The organism is Streptomyces tauricus (genome assembly GCF_014650955.1).
Lineage (GTDB): Bacteria > Actinomycetota > Actinomycetes > Streptomycetales > Streptomycetaceae > Streptomyces > Streptomyces tauricus.
Map to the genome: position 1 here is coordinate 22133 of NZ_BMVY01000020.1, position 12128 is coordinate 34260.

Here is a 12128-nt window from a genome sequence, read left to right on the forward strand (position 1 = left end):
CGATCCGCGTACAGGGGAGTCGGGAACCTCCGGCGCGGAGCCGTAGCGGGCGGGGAGTCGTCGCTCGCACTTCGCTCCTGCCAGGGCGAAGCGGACTTCCGCGCCGGAGGCGATCTGTGCCCGGGTCCGGCGGGGGCGCGGCCGGGGTCGGCGACCTCGGTGAACACGCTTTCCCTGCCCGGGTGTTCAAACACTTTGCCCTCTTTATTCCCCTCTGTGCGCACCGTACAACCACCGCACGGTGGAAGTACGGCACTCCCGCCGACTGCGGCACCGCCCCCGCGGCGACCGCCACGTCGGCCACCGAGCCGCCGAGCGCCGAGCCGCGGGGAACTAGGTCTAGCGGCGCCGGTAGAGCCCTGTCAATTGGTTGTCCGGACATTCGGACCAAGGCTTGACACCTCCCCCGGCCGCGCCGAAGCTGGCGCCCATGACGTCGTTGCCACCGCAGTCATCGCCACAGCCCTCGCCCCAGGCGTCCCCCCAGGCCCCTTCCGCCGCGCCGCTGTCGCGTATCCGCGTCGGTTCGGCGCCCGACTCGTGGGGTGTGTGGTTCCCCGACGATCCCCAGCAGGTCCCCTGGCGGCGCTTCCTCGACGAGGTCGCCGAGTCCGGATACGAGTGGATCGAGCTGGGCCCGTACGGCTATCTGCCGAGCGAGCAGGCGGTCCTCGCGGACGAGACCGCGCGCCGGAACCTGAAGGTGTCGGCCGGCACGGTCTTCACCGGGCTGCACCGCGGCCCGGACGTGTGGGACGCGACCTGGGCCCATGTCTCGGACATCGCCGCGCTCACGCGGGCGATGGGCGCCGAGCACCTCGTCGTCATCCCGTCCTTCTGGCGCGACGACAAGACCGGCGAGGTGCTGGAGCCCGACACGCTCACCGCCGAGCAGTGGGGCCAGCTGACGCGGCAGACCGAGCGGCTCGGGCGTGAGGTGCGAGAGCGGTACGGGCTGAAAATCGTCGTCCACCCGCACGCGGACACGCACATCGACAGCGAGGAGAACGTGGCGCGGTTCCTCGACGGCACGGACTCGTCGCTGGTGTCGCTGTGTCTGGACACCGGGCACTACGCGTACTGCGGCGGGGACAGCGTCAAGCTGATCGAGACGTACGGGGAGCGGATCGGGTATCTGCACCTCAAGCAGGTGGATCCGGCGATCCTCGCGGAGGTGCGGGCGAACGGGGTGCCGTTCGGACCGGCGGTGGCGAGGGGCGTGATGTGTGAACCGCCCGCCGGGGTGCCCGCGCTGGAGCCCGTGCTCGCGGCGGCGCAGAAACTGGACGTGGAGCTGTTCGCGATCGTCGAGCAGGACATGTATCCGTGCCCGCCGGACAAGCCGCTGCCCATCGCGCGGCGGACCCGACAGTTCCTCCGCTCCTGCGGGGCGTGATTTTTCGCCACTGCGCACATCCGCCGGCCGGCCTGGAATTCCGTTCGAACAGGGGCGGCCGTAAATGTCGGGGATTCGTCGGTGCCCGTCCAAACGACGCGAAGCCGTTCGACTGACGTATCGGGTGGTCGCGGCCCTTTCCCGCCTTCCCCGGCGCTGCACCGGCGCGGACACCGACCTTCGGGCGCCGGGCGGTAAGAACCGGCTCACGGGCATCACCGCCGACCGGAACCGGCAGGTCAGCACCCGTGGAGCAGGAACCGCAGCGGCCGGGCGCTCCCTCACGGGTATTTCTTGACGAGTTCGGCCAACCCGGCAAACATGTGGGGCCGTCGAATTCACGTACCCCAGACAGATGATCGCTTCGTCGGGTGATCTCGAAGAACATCACGCTCTTCATTCGATTACAAATATCAAAAAATGGGGCTCCTATGGAATCAGTCCGGAACTCGCCGTACTGCTTCACCTGAGCCAGAGGAAACCCCGTCGTGAACAGGAAACAGACCACCACTCTCCTCGCCCTCCCCACACTCCTCGCAAGCGCCGCACTCTTCCTCGGCGCTCCCGCCGGGGCCTCCGTCCTCGCCTGTACGGCGGGCACCGCCGGTGTGGCGGGCGCCAACGGCAACGCCGGTCATCCCAACGGTTACCCCGGCACCGCGGGTGGCCCCGCGACCGGCACCGGGGACTGCGCCGGTGGTGCCGGTGGCCCCGGCGGCAACGGGGTCCTGGGCGGAGTCGGCGGTAAGGGCGGTACCGGCCTCGGCAGCGGTTCGGGCGGTGCGGGCGCCGTGGGCGGCAACGGCGGCCCCAACGGCAGATTGCGCCGTTCCCCGCGCCCCCGGAAGACGAAAGACTGCGCCGTTCCCCGCGCCCCTGGTTCGTCGGCGCCCCCGCTCTATGCGGCGATGACGGCGACCCCGGTTCTGCCTCCGTCGACGTCCACCACCGTTCCGTGCACGAAGGCCGCCTCGTCGCTCGCCAGCCAGAGCACGGCGGCCGCGATGGCGGCGGGCGTGCCGACGCCGCCTGCCGGGGTGCCCTTCATCATGACCTCGCCCGGACTCGGCTCGCCGCCCGCCGGGGCCGGGGGCAGGATCACGCCCGGCGACACGGCGTTGACCCGTACACCCAGCGGCGCGAACTCCGCGGCCCACGCCCGCGTGAGCGTCTCCATGGCCCCCTTGGTGGAGCTGTAGAGCGCCCCGCGGGGGACGCCCAGACGTGCGATCCACGAGCCGAGGTTGATGATCACCCCGCCGCCGGAGTCCGCCATGGCCGGGACGACGGCGGCGGTGAGGAAGAACGGCGCCTTCACGTTCACGCCGTAGACCTGGTCGAACGTCGTCTCGTCGGTGTCGGCGGTACCGGGGGCCGGGTAGATCCCGGCGTTGTTGACCAGGATGTCGATCCGCCCGCCCAGGGTCTCCCGGGCCCGCTCGGCCAGGCTCCGCGAAGCCTCCGCGCCGCCGTCGAGGTCCGCCGCCAGGAAGTCGGCCCGACCGCCCGCCGCACGGATCCCTTCGACCACCCGCGCTCCCCTGTCCCGGTTGCGCCTGGACACGATGACGTGGGCCCCCTCGGCGGCGAACGCCTCGGCGATCGCCTGTCCGATGTTGCTGGTCGAGCCCGTGACCAGCGCTGTCCTGTTCCGCAGCCGCTCGCTCATGACGTGATCTCCCTCGTCTTCGTCGTGTGCGGACCACTGTGCGCCGCGAAAAATGGACCAGCAAGTCCAGAAATCCGGTACGGTCGGTACGGTCGGCAGGCTCGATCGGCCGGTGGCCGGTGGCCGGTAGCCGGTTACGGGAACCTGAAGAGGAGGCCGGGATGTCGGAAGCGGTGACCGTGAAGGGCCGGGCCACCCGGGCCCGTATCGTCGAAGGGGCCGCCGAGGTGCTGCGCGAACAGGGTGTCGCGTTCACGACGCTCGACGACATCCGCGGCCGCACCGGCACGAGCAAGAGCCAGCTCTTCCACTACTTCCCCGCCGGCAAGGACGAACTGCTGCTGGCGGTGGCCCGGTTCGAGGCGGACCGTGTCCTCGCGGACCAGCAGCCGCACCTGGGGCGTCTGGACTCGTGGGAGTCCTGGCAGCAGTGGCGGGACGTGGTGGTGGACCGTTACGAACGGCAGGGCGACCACTGCCCGTTGGCGTCCCTGTTCCTCCAGGTGGGACGGGACCGCCCCGGTGCCCGGGCGATCGTGACGGAGCTGATGCACCAGTGGCAGGGGCAGCTCGCCCGTGGCATGCGCGCCCTGCAGAAGAACGGTCTGGTGTCACCGGCCCTCGATGTGGACAGGGTGGCCGCCGCGCTGCTGGCGGGCATCCAGGGAGGCGTGACCATCATGATGTCCACGGGCGACTCGACCCACCTGAAGGCGGCACTCGACACCGGGATCGACCATCTGCGGGCGGCGCCGCCCGACGCCGCCTGATGTCGGCCGACTCTGCCCGGTGTTGTCCGTCGACGTGCTGTCCGATGCCGTCCGAGGAGGTGCGGGCATGATCCTTCCGAAGGTCCGGGACCCCCGGTTCGTGACGATTCGCCGGGGTGGGGTTCTCACCGACGCCGATCATCATCGGCTGGCACTGTGGGCCGCCTTGTGCGCGGAGCACGTACTGCATCTCTTCGAGGCCGTCCGGCCCGAGGATCCGCGGCCGCGGCGGGCGATCGCGCATGCCCGGGCCTGGGTTCGCGGGGAGGTCGCGATGATGGAGGCGCGTGCGGCGGGCGGTCATGCGATGGGGGCGGCCAGGGACCTGCGCGGGGCGGCACGGCATGCCGCGTACGCCGCCGGGCAGGCCGGGGCCGTCGCCCATGTCGCCGCCCATGAACTCGGCGCCGCCGCCTACGCGATCAAGGCCGCCCGTGCCGCCGTCCCGGAAGGCGGGAGCGAGATCGCGGGGCGACGTGAGTGCCAGTGGCAGCGCGAGCGGCTCCCGCCGGAGATCCGCGCGCTCGTACTCGACGACCAGCGGCTGCGCAACGACATCTGCTGGTCGGTGTTCACACCCTGACCTCCGCCACCGCGCGGCCCGGTCGGGTCGTTCAGCCGTGCGGGAGGATCACCGCGCGGCCGTTGATCTCTCCCGCGTGCAGGCGCTCGTATGCGAGGGGGGCCTCGTCCAGGGTGAAGGTCTCGGTGTGTACCGAGACCGCGCCGGAGCGGGCCAGTGCCAGCACCTCGACGAGTTCGCCGCGGGTGCCCCAGTAGGGAGCGCTGACCGACACCTCGAAGGGCAGCTGTCCGAAGCCGACGGGGAGTGTTCCGCCGCCGATGCCGACGATCGTGATGTCGCCCTCGACGGCCGCGACGGCTCCCGCGGTGGCCAGGGTGGGCTGTGCCCCGACGAAGTCGAAGACCGCCTCCGCCCCTACGCCACCGGTGAGTTCACGCACCTTGGCGGCCGCCTGCGCGTCGGACAGCACCGTCTCGTGGGCGCCGACCTCGCGGGCAAGACGCAGCTTCTCCTCGGTCACGTCCAGGGCGACCACCCGGGCCGGGGTCATGGCCCGCAGCAGCTGGATGGCGACATGCCCGAGCCCGCCCGTACCGATGACGACAGCCGTCGAACCCGGTACCAGCTTCGGCAGCGACCGCTTGATCGCGTGGTACGGCGTCAGCCCCGCGTCCGTCAGCGAGACCGCCGCGGCCGGGTCGAGCCCGTCCAGCGGCACCAGGTGCCGGGGATCGTCCACCAGCAGGTACTCCGCCATCGAACCCGGCGCTCCGAGCCCCGGGGGCCGGATGCCGAGCTCGTCGGCGCGCAGGCAGTAGTTCTCCTTGCCCTCCGCGCACTTGGCGCAGCTGCCGCAGCCCCAGGGGCCGTACACGGCGACCGCGTCGCCCTCGCGCACACCGGTCACACCCGCGCCGAGCGCGGCGACCGTGCCCACGCCCTCGTGGCCGAGGGTGAGCGGCAGCTCGTACGGGAATCCCTCGGCGGGCCAGCTCATCACGGCGATGTCGGAGTGGCACACGCCCGCGGCGGTGACCTTCAACAGGACCTGTCCGGGGCCGGGTTCGGGGTCGGGGACGACCACGACCTCGGGGGCGGAACCGATGGAGCGGTACTGCAGTGCCTTCATGGCCCAACTTCTTTCCGTGCGACTTCCTGTACTGCTTTTGTTTCTTTCACCGCTTTTGTACTTCTTGTTCGTCTTCCGCGCTTCCGCTGCGCTCAGACGGCGGTGTAGGCGCCGTCCACCAGGTGGTAGCCGCCGGTCACGAACGAGGCGCGCCCGGACAGCAGGAAGGCGATCAGTTCGGCGACCTCGTCGGGACGGCCGAGGCGGCCGGCGGGGTGCAGCGCGACGAGGCCGTCGTACGCCGCCTTGTCCATGGTCCGGAGCAGCGGGGTCTCGATGAAGCCGGGGCCGACCACGTTGAGGCGGATGCCCTTGGCGGCGTACTCGGCGGCGGCGGTCTTGGTCAGGCCCACCACGCCGTGCTTGGCGGCCACGTACGCGGCGGAGCCCGCGAAGCCGACCGAGCCGAGGATGGAGGCGACGTTCACGACGGCGCCGCCGCCGGCCGCCTCGATGGCGGGCAGCTCGTGGCGCAGGCAGTAGAAGACGCCGTTGAGGTTGGTGAGCACCACACGGTCGTAGGCGTCGATGTCGTACTCGCCGGTCGGGGCGCTCGGGCCGCCGATCCCGGCGTTGTTCACGGCCATCTGGAGCCCGCCGAAGGTGTCGACGGCGAAGGCGACGGCCGCCGCCACGGAGTCGGGGCTCGTCACGTCCACCGCGACCGCGGCGGCCTCGAAGCCCTCCGCGCGCAGGTCGGCGGCGGCCTTCTCGGCGCCCTCGGCGTTGTGGTCGGCGATCACGACGTTCGCGCCGCCGGCGCCGAGGCGGCGGGCGGTGGCCAGGCCGATACCGGAGGCGGCACCGGTGACCAGCACGGTCTTCCCGGCGAACTCGGTGGCGTAGTCGGCGACAAGAGAGGTGCCGGTGACGGGGGTGGTGCCTGTGACGGAGGTGGTGCCGGTGGTGCTCATGGTGCTCTCACTTTTCGGGGGTGTCGTACGAGACCGCGGACGCGGCCTCGTGGGTCAGGGCGTCGTAGGCCCGTTCCACCAGGGCGGCGAGGTCCTCGGCCGCCGAGTCGTGGTCGTGGCCGGACGCGCCGCGCGCCCAGATGCGCAGCGCGGCGGTGAGGACTCCGGCGGCGGCGTCGACCACGACGGCGGGACGCACGTCCAGCACGTCGTCGGTGCCGAGCCGGTCGGCGAGGATGCGGATCGACTCCTCCTGGGCGTCGACCCTGATGCGTTCGTACGCCGCGAACAGGGCCGGCTCGCTGTCGAGCAGGGCCAGCAGCCGCCGCATCCGGGGGCGCAGGTGCCAGGCCGGGTCGTCCCGGTCGGCGAGCCAGTCGCGCACGGCCCGGCGGTAGGCGAGCAGCGGCGGTTCGGCGGCGGGCCTGTCGCGCAGCAGCGCATTGATGCGGTCGCCGTCGCCTCGTACGAAGTCGAGGGCCGCGTCCTCCTTGCCGGCGAAGAGCCGGCTGAAGGTGCGGCGCGTGACGTCCGCCCGCTCCGCGATCGCCTCGACCGTGGTGGCGGCGAGTCCGTGCTCCAGGATCAGGTCGACGGCGGCGGTCGCGAGGGCGTTGCGTGTCTGCCGGGCCTTGCGCTGTCGCCGGTCCTGCGGGGCGGTACTGCTGGGCTTCGTTGCCTCCATGCCCCCAGAATACCTCTTCATGTCCCAGTGGGACATCTTTCCCTGTGAGACATGTTTCCCCGTGGGACATTTTCCCCGTACGACGTTCAATTGCGTCACTCGTGTCACAAAAGACCTCGTCCCGTCACACATGTCCCGTGTACGCGGGTCTTGCGTCACACCCACGCGACAGCCCCTGCCGCGTTGTCACTCTGTGTCGTTCACCCGGCACAGGCTTGTGATCGCCAGCGCAGTGCCCGGCTCCCCCGACGGCCGCCCCTCGGCCGCCGCTGTGGCGCGCGCAGGGAGGTGCTACTGATGACCGACCGAAGGCTCTGGTCGTACAAGGAGATCGCGGCGCACATCAAGGTGCAGCCGGACACTGTGCGGTCCTACCGCAAACACGGGCTGCTGCCCGCGCCCGACCATGTGGAGGGCGGCAAGCCCTACTGGTACGCCGACACCATCCGCACGTGGGTGGCCTCCCGGCCGGGCAACAGAGGGCGCCGGGGCGGTTGACCGCCCGTACCCACGCCCACGCCCACGCCCGTAACGCGTAACGGAGAACAAAAAAAGGGCCCCGCACGCGCACCGTGCGGGGCCCCTCGCGCTCGTCCGGCTCTCATCCGTCCCGGTTCGCGGCCCGGCCCTCACACCCAGGGTTCGACGACCGTGACACCCGCTCCCGCCGATGCCACCCCCGGTACCGCCCCCGGCGCCGTCCCCATCGCCACCAGTGCCGCCGGGGCCGCCTCCAGGGGGATCGTGGACGTCACCAGGAGGTCGGGGCGCAGCAGTCCGGCCCGTACGGACTCCAGCATCCGCGGGTAGGCGTGCGCGGCCATCCCGTGGCTGCCGAGGAGTTCCAGTTCCAGGGCGATCACACGGGACATCGGCACCTTCGGATCGTCGGGCAGCAGGCCCACCTGGACGTGCCGGCCGCGGCGGCGCAGACCGGCGACCGACGCCGCGCAGGTGACCGGGGAGCCGAGCGCGTCGAGGGAGAGATGGGCGCCGCCGCCGGTCAGGTCGCGGACCGCCGCCGGGGTGTCGTCGGTCCGGGAGGCGTCCACGCAGTGCGCCGCGCCGAACCGCCGAGCCAGGTCCAGCGCCCGGGGCGAGAGGTCGACCGCGACGACCCGCGCCCCGGCCGCCGCGGCGATCATCACCGCGGACAGCCCGACCCCTCCGCAGCCGTGCACGGCCACCCACTCCCCCGGCGCCACCCGCCCCTGCGCGACCACCGCGCGGAACGCCGTGGCGAACCGGCAGCCGAGCGAGGCCGCCGTGCCGAAGGACAGCTCGTCCGCCACGGCGACGAGGTTCACGTCGGCGTGGTCCAGGGCCACGTACTCGGCGAAGGACCCCCAGTGCGTGAACCCGGGCTGGGTCTGCCGCTCGCACACCTGCTGGTCGCCCGCCGCGCAGGAGGCGCAGCTTCCGCAGGCGCAGACGAAGGGCACGGTGACGCGGTCGCCGGGGCGGTGGCGGGTCACCAGGGCGCCCACGGCCTCGACGGTTCCGGCGAGTTCGTGTCCGGGCACGTGCGGCAGCGTGATGCCCGGGTCGTGGCCCTGCCAGCCGTGCCAGTCGCTGCGGCAGAGCCCGGTCGCCTCGACGCGCACCACCACCCCGTGCGGCGCGGGCGCCGGGTCCGGCACCTCCCGCACCTCGGCCGCTTCCCCGAACCGCTCGAACACCACTGCCCGCATACCCGTCACCCCTCCACCGTCGCCGGCACTGTGAAAGTACCCCCTAGGGGTATACTGTGAGTACCGTGGAAGCCCGTGGGCCACCCACGTCCCATGTATCCCACGCCCCACGAACCGCACGCATCACATACGCCCCACACGTCTCGACGAGGAGAACGACATGACCGCCCACACCGACACCCCTGGCTCCGTCACCACCGTCTACCAGGTGAGCGGGATGAGCTGCGGACACTGTGAAGGCTCGGTCTCCGGCGAGATCTCCCAGATCGCGGGCGTCACCTCGGTGAAGGCCGTCGCCTCCACCGGCGAGGTGACCGTGATCTCCGCCGCCCCGCTCGACGAGGAGGCCGTACGCGCCGCCGTCGATGAGGCGGGCTTCGAGCTCGCCGGCCAGGCCTGAGGTACGCCTCCCCCACTCCACACCGGGCCGTACCGACCAGCTGATACTGGCTCCGTACGGCCGGGTTCGTTCCTGGGAGCAGGACATGACCAGCAGCACCACCAGCACGAGTACCACTACTGGCACCGACACCGGCACGAACACCGGTACCGGTACGAGCACTACCGCGGGGCCGCCGGGCGACCCGGCGCCGGAGGCCGGGTCTCGGGCGGCCGGGCCCCGGGCCGAGTCGCAGATCGAGCTGACCATCGGCGGGATGACCTGCGCCTCCTGCGCGGCCCGCGTCGAGAAGAAGCTGAACCGCATGGACGGCGTCACCGCCACGGTGAACTACGCGACGGAGAAGGCGAAGGTTGCGTACGCGGACGGGGTACGGGTCGACGACCTGATCGCCACCGTGGTCAAAACGGGCTACACGGCCGAGGAACCCCCGCCGCCGGAGCCCCCGCCGTCCCCGGACGACCGGGAAGCCCCCGCGGACGAGGACCCGGCGCGGCGGCGCGACCCCGAGCTGGCCGCGCTGCGCGAACGCCTCGTCGTCTCCGCGCTGCTCGCCGCCCCCGTCGTCCTGCTGTCGATGGTCCCGGCGCTCCAGTTCGACAACTGGCAGTGGCTCGTACTGACGCTCGCCGCGCCCGTCGTCGTCTGGGGCGGGCTGCCGTTCCACCGGGCCGCGTACACGAACGCCCGGCACGGCGCCGCGACCATGGACACCCTCGTCTCGACGGGCACGCTGGCCGCGTTCGGCTGGTCCCTGTGGGCGCTGTTCCTCGGCGACGCGGGCATGGAGGGCATGCGGGACGAGGGCTTCTCCCTCACCGTCTCCCGCGAGCAGGGCGCCTCGGCGATCTACCTCGAAGTCGCCGCCGGAGTGGTGGCCCTCATCCTCCTCGGCCGCTATCTGGAGGCCCGCTCCAAGCGGCGGGCGGGCGCCGCCCTGCGCTCCCTGATGGAACTGGGCGCGAAGGACGTCTCCGTCGTACGGGACGGCCGTGAGGTCCGCGTCCCGGTGGGCGCGCTGGCCGTGGGCGACCGGTTCGTCGTACGGCCCGGCGAGAAGGTCGCCACCGACGGCACGGTCGTCGAGGGAACCTCGGCCGTCGACGCGTCGATGCTGACGGGCGAGTCCGTGCCGGTGGACGTGGCGGTGGGTTCGGCCGTCACCGGGGCGACCGTGAACGCCGGCGGGCGGCTGCTCGTCGAGGCGACCCGGGTCGGCACCGACACCCAACTGGCCCGGATGGCGCGGCTCGTGGAGGACGCCCAGAACGGCAAGGCCCAGGTGCAGCGCCTCGCCGACCGGATCTCCGGGATCTTCGTACCCGTGGTGCTGCTGATCGCCGTAGCCACCTTCGGGGTCTGGCTCGGCGTCACCGGCGACACGGCCGCCGCGTTCACCGCGGCCGTCGCCGTACTGATCATCGCCTGCCCGTGCGCCCTGGGCCTCGCCACCCCGACCGCCCTCATGGTCGGCACGGGCCGCGGCGCCCAGCTCGGCATCCTCATCAAGGGTCCCGAGGTACTGGAGTCCACCCGCCGCGTCGACACGGTCGTCCTGGACAAGACCGGCACGGTGACGACCGGCCGCATGACCCTCCAGGAGGTGTACTCGGCCGACGGCACCGACACGACGCGCGTACTGCGGCTCGCGGGCGCCCTGGAGCACGCCTCGGAGCATCCGATCGCCCGGGCCGTCGCGGCGGGCGCCGAGGAGCGGACCGGGCCCCTGCCGGCCGTGGAGGGCTTCGAGAACGTGCCCGGTCTCGGTGTCCGCGGCACGGTCGAGGGCCACGCGGTGCTCGTGGGCCGCGTCCGGCTCCTCGAAGAGGCCGGGATCACGCTGCCCGACGCACTCGCCGCGCTCCGGACCCGGTCCGAGCAGGAGGGGCGTACGGCGGTGGCCGTCGCCTGGGACGGCGTGGCGCACGGTGTCGTGACCGTCGCCGACGCGGTCAAGGAGACCAGCGCGGAGGCCGTCCGCGCGCTGCGCGCCCTGGGGCTCACGCCGGTGCTGCTGACCGGGGACAACCGGACCGTCGCCGAGTCCGTGGCACGCGCCGTGGGCATCGACCCCGCCGAGGTGATCGCCGAGGTCCTGCCCGAGGGCAAGGTCGACGTGATCAGGCGGCTTCAGGCCGAGGGGCGTGCGGTGGCGATGGTGGGTGACGGCGTCAACGACGCGGCCGCGCTCGCCACCGCCGATCTGGGCCTGGCGATGGGCACGGGCACGGACGCGGCGATCGAGGCGAGCGATCTGACGCTCGTCCGCGGGGACCTGCGGGCGGCGCCGGACGCGATCCGGCTGTCCCGCAGGACGCTGTCCACGATCAAGGGGAACCTCGTGTGGGCCTTCGGATACAACGTGGCGGCACTGCCGCTCGCCGCCGCGGGGCTGCTGAACCCGATGATCGCGGGCGCGGCGATGGCCTTCTCCTCGGTGTTCGTGGTGACGAACAGCCTTCGGCTCAGGGCATTTTCATGACGAAGAGGTAGGACTCCCCTAGAGTCCGGCACACGTCTTCACATAAGCTCTTCACAAGGCTCGCGCATCATCCTTACGCTAGGGCTCCGATAGTCATATCGGGGCTCTTGCGTATCTTCAGGACATACGCAAGAGACGCAGGTCACAGTGATGTGAACGTAACCATCGAAGGGGTTCGTGAGTCTAGATTGACGGTGTCAGACACGTCTTGGGGGGCGTTTCTGACATCTGGGGATGTCTTGGGGGACGTTCCTGGAAATGCGTTGCCGGGACACGTACGGCGGGGAGCTTTGAGCGGCCCTCCCGTACGTACGGGTCCCGGCAGACCGCACACGCAGGAGGCAGTACCCGGTAGGCAGCTCGCAGTAGGTGGTACGCGGTAGGTAGTACGCAGTAGGCAGAGATTTCGTTCATTCTGCTCGTTTTGCTCGCAGCGATTCAGGCGCTGCCTTCAGACGCCCGGCCG

At 71.6% G+C, this 12128-nt stretch carries 11 protein-coding genes and 1 pseudogene; 6 read left to right on the forward strand and 6 right to left on the reverse strand.

Features of this window, described 5'->3' with window-relative positions; genetic code table 11:
• Positions 1-21: 21 nt before the first annotated feature.
• Positions 22-251 (reverse strand): annotated as a pseudogene (locus tag IE278_RS42470) (5-deoxy-glucuronate isomerase); the annotation flags it as partial.
• A gap of 179 nt (positions 252-430) precedes the next feature.
• Here IE278_RS42470 and IE278_RS26235 point away from each other — a divergent pair.
• Positions 431-1396 carry a sugar phosphate isomerase/epimerase family protein gene (locus IE278_RS26235; protein WP_189775734.1) on the forward strand — a complete coding sequence of 322 codons (966 nt, stop codon included), beginning with the start codon at positions 431-433 and terminating at the stop codon, positions 1394-1396.
• Positions 1397-2294: 898 nt separating this feature from the next.
• On the opposite strand, the gene IE278_RS26240 is transcribed toward IE278_RS26235, so the two are convergent.
• Positions 2295-3065 (reverse strand): SDR family NAD(P)-dependent oxidoreductase, encoded by a 771-nt coding sequence (locus IE278_RS26240; protein WP_189775735.1) that lies wholly within the window; start codon positions 3063-3065, stop codon positions 2295-2297.
• 161 nt (positions 3066-3226) lie between these two features.
• Here IE278_RS26240 and IE278_RS26245 point away from each other — a divergent pair, with 161 nt between their 5' ends.
• Both IE278_RS26245 and IE278_RS26250 read left to right on the forward strand, forming a co-directional pair.
• Positions 3227-3835, forward strand: a complete 609-nt coding sequence (locus IE278_RS26245) for a TetR/AcrR family transcriptional regulator (protein ID WP_189775736.1) — start codon at positions 3227-3229, stop codon at positions 3833-3835.
• A 67-nt stretch (positions 3836-3902) separates the two neighbouring features.
• Positions 3903-4418, forward strand: coding sequence for a putative immunity protein (locus tag IE278_RS26250; RefSeq protein ID WP_189775737.1), 516 nt, complete (start codon positions 3903-3905; stop codon positions 4416-4418).
• A gap of 31 nt (positions 4419-4449) precedes the next feature.
• Here the strand turns inward: IE278_RS26250 and IE278_RS26255 are convergent, their stop codons facing one another.
• The 3 genes from IE278_RS26255 to IE278_RS26265 form a co-directional block, all read right to left on the reverse strand.
• On the reverse strand, positions 4450-5490 hold the full coding sequence (locus IE278_RS26255; protein ID WP_189775738.1) for an NAD(P)-dependent alcohol dehydrogenase: 1041 nt from the start codon (positions 5488-5490) through the stop codon (positions 4450-4452).
• Between the two features lie 92 nt (positions 5491-5582).
• Positions 5583-6404 carry an SDR family NAD(P)-dependent oxidoreductase gene (locus IE278_RS26260; protein WP_189775739.1) on the reverse strand — a complete coding sequence of 274 codons (822 nt, stop codon included), beginning with the start codon at positions 6402-6404 and terminating at the stop codon, positions 5583-5585.
• A 7-nt stretch (positions 6405-6411) separates the two neighbouring features.
• Entirely contained in the window at positions 6412-7089 is a 678-nt protein-coding gene (locus tag IE278_RS26265; protein ID WP_189775740.1) for a TetR/AcrR family transcriptional regulator, read from the reverse strand.
• A 297-nt stretch (positions 7090-7386) separates the two neighbouring features.
• Here IE278_RS26265 and IE278_RS26270 point away from each other — a divergent pair, with 297 nt between their 5' ends.
• Positions 7387-7587 (forward strand): helix-turn-helix transcriptional regulator, encoded by a 201-nt coding sequence (locus IE278_RS26270; protein ID WP_189775741.1) that lies wholly within the window; start codon positions 7387-7389, stop codon positions 7585-7587.
• Between the two features lie 131 nt (positions 7588-7718).
• On the opposite strand, the gene IE278_RS26275 is transcribed toward IE278_RS26270, so the two are convergent.
• Positions 7719-8780, reverse strand: a complete 1062-nt coding sequence (locus IE278_RS26275) for a zinc-dependent alcohol dehydrogenase family protein (RefSeq protein ID WP_189775742.1) — start codon at positions 8778-8780, stop codon at positions 7719-7721.
• Between the two features lie 160 nt (positions 8781-8940).
• Here IE278_RS26275 and IE278_RS26280 point away from each other — a divergent pair, with 160 nt between their 5' ends.
• Positions 8941-9180 carry a heavy-metal-associated domain-containing protein gene (locus tag IE278_RS26280; protein WP_189775743.1) on the forward strand — a complete coding sequence of 80 codons (240 nt, stop codon included), beginning with the start codon at positions 8941-8943 and terminating at the stop codon, positions 9178-9180.
• A gap of 85 nt (positions 9181-9265) precedes the next feature.
• Positions 9266-11662 carry a heavy metal translocating P-type ATPase gene (locus IE278_RS26285; protein ID WP_189775744.1) on the forward strand — a complete coding sequence of 799 codons (2397 nt, stop codon included), beginning with the start codon at positions 9266-9268 and terminating at the stop codon, positions 11660-11662.
• The last annotated feature ends 466 nt before the right edge of the window (positions 11663-12128 follow it).

Coding starts and splice junctions, on each gene's coding strand:
- IE278_RS26250 (WP_189775737.1), top strand. CDS start 3,903: ATGATCCTTCCGAAGGTCCGGGACCCCCGGTTCGTGACGATTCGCCGG.
- IE278_RS26275 (WP_189775742.1), bottom strand. CDS start 8,780: ATGCGGGCAGTGGTGTTCGAGCGGTTCGGGGAAGCGGCCGAGGTGCGG.
- IE278_RS26240 (WP_189775735.1), bottom strand. CDS start 3,065: ATGAGCGAGCGGCTGCGGAACAGGACAGCGCTGGTCACGGGCTCGACC.
- IE278_RS26265 (WP_189775740.1), bottom strand. CDS start 7,089: ATGGAGGCAACGAAGCCCAGCAGTACCGCCCCGCAGGACCGGCGACAG.
- IE278_RS26235 (WP_189775734.1), top strand. CDS start 431: ATGACGTCGTTGCCACCGCAGTCATCGCCACAGCCCTCGCCCCAGGCG.
- IE278_RS26255 (WP_189775738.1), bottom strand. CDS start 5,490: ATGAAGGCACTGCAGTACCGCTCCATCGGTTCCGCCCCCGAGGTCGTG.
- IE278_RS26245 (WP_189775736.1), top strand. CDS start 3,227: ATGTCGGAAGCGGTGACCGTGAAGGGCCGGGCCACCCGGGCCCGTATC.
- IE278_RS26285 (WP_189775744.1), top strand. CDS start 9,266: ATGACCAGCAGCACCACCAGCACGAGTACCACTACTGGCACCGACACC.
- IE278_RS26270 (WP_189775741.1), top strand. CDS start 7,387: ATGACCGACCGAAGGCTCTGGTCGTACAAGGAGATCGCGGCGCACATC.
- IE278_RS26280 (WP_189775743.1), top strand. CDS start 8,941: ATGACCGCCCACACCGACACCCCTGGCTCCGTCACCACCGTCTACCAG.
- IE278_RS26260 (WP_189775739.1), bottom strand. CDS start 6,404: ATGAGCACCACCGGCACCACCTCCGTCACAGGCACCACCCCCGTCACC.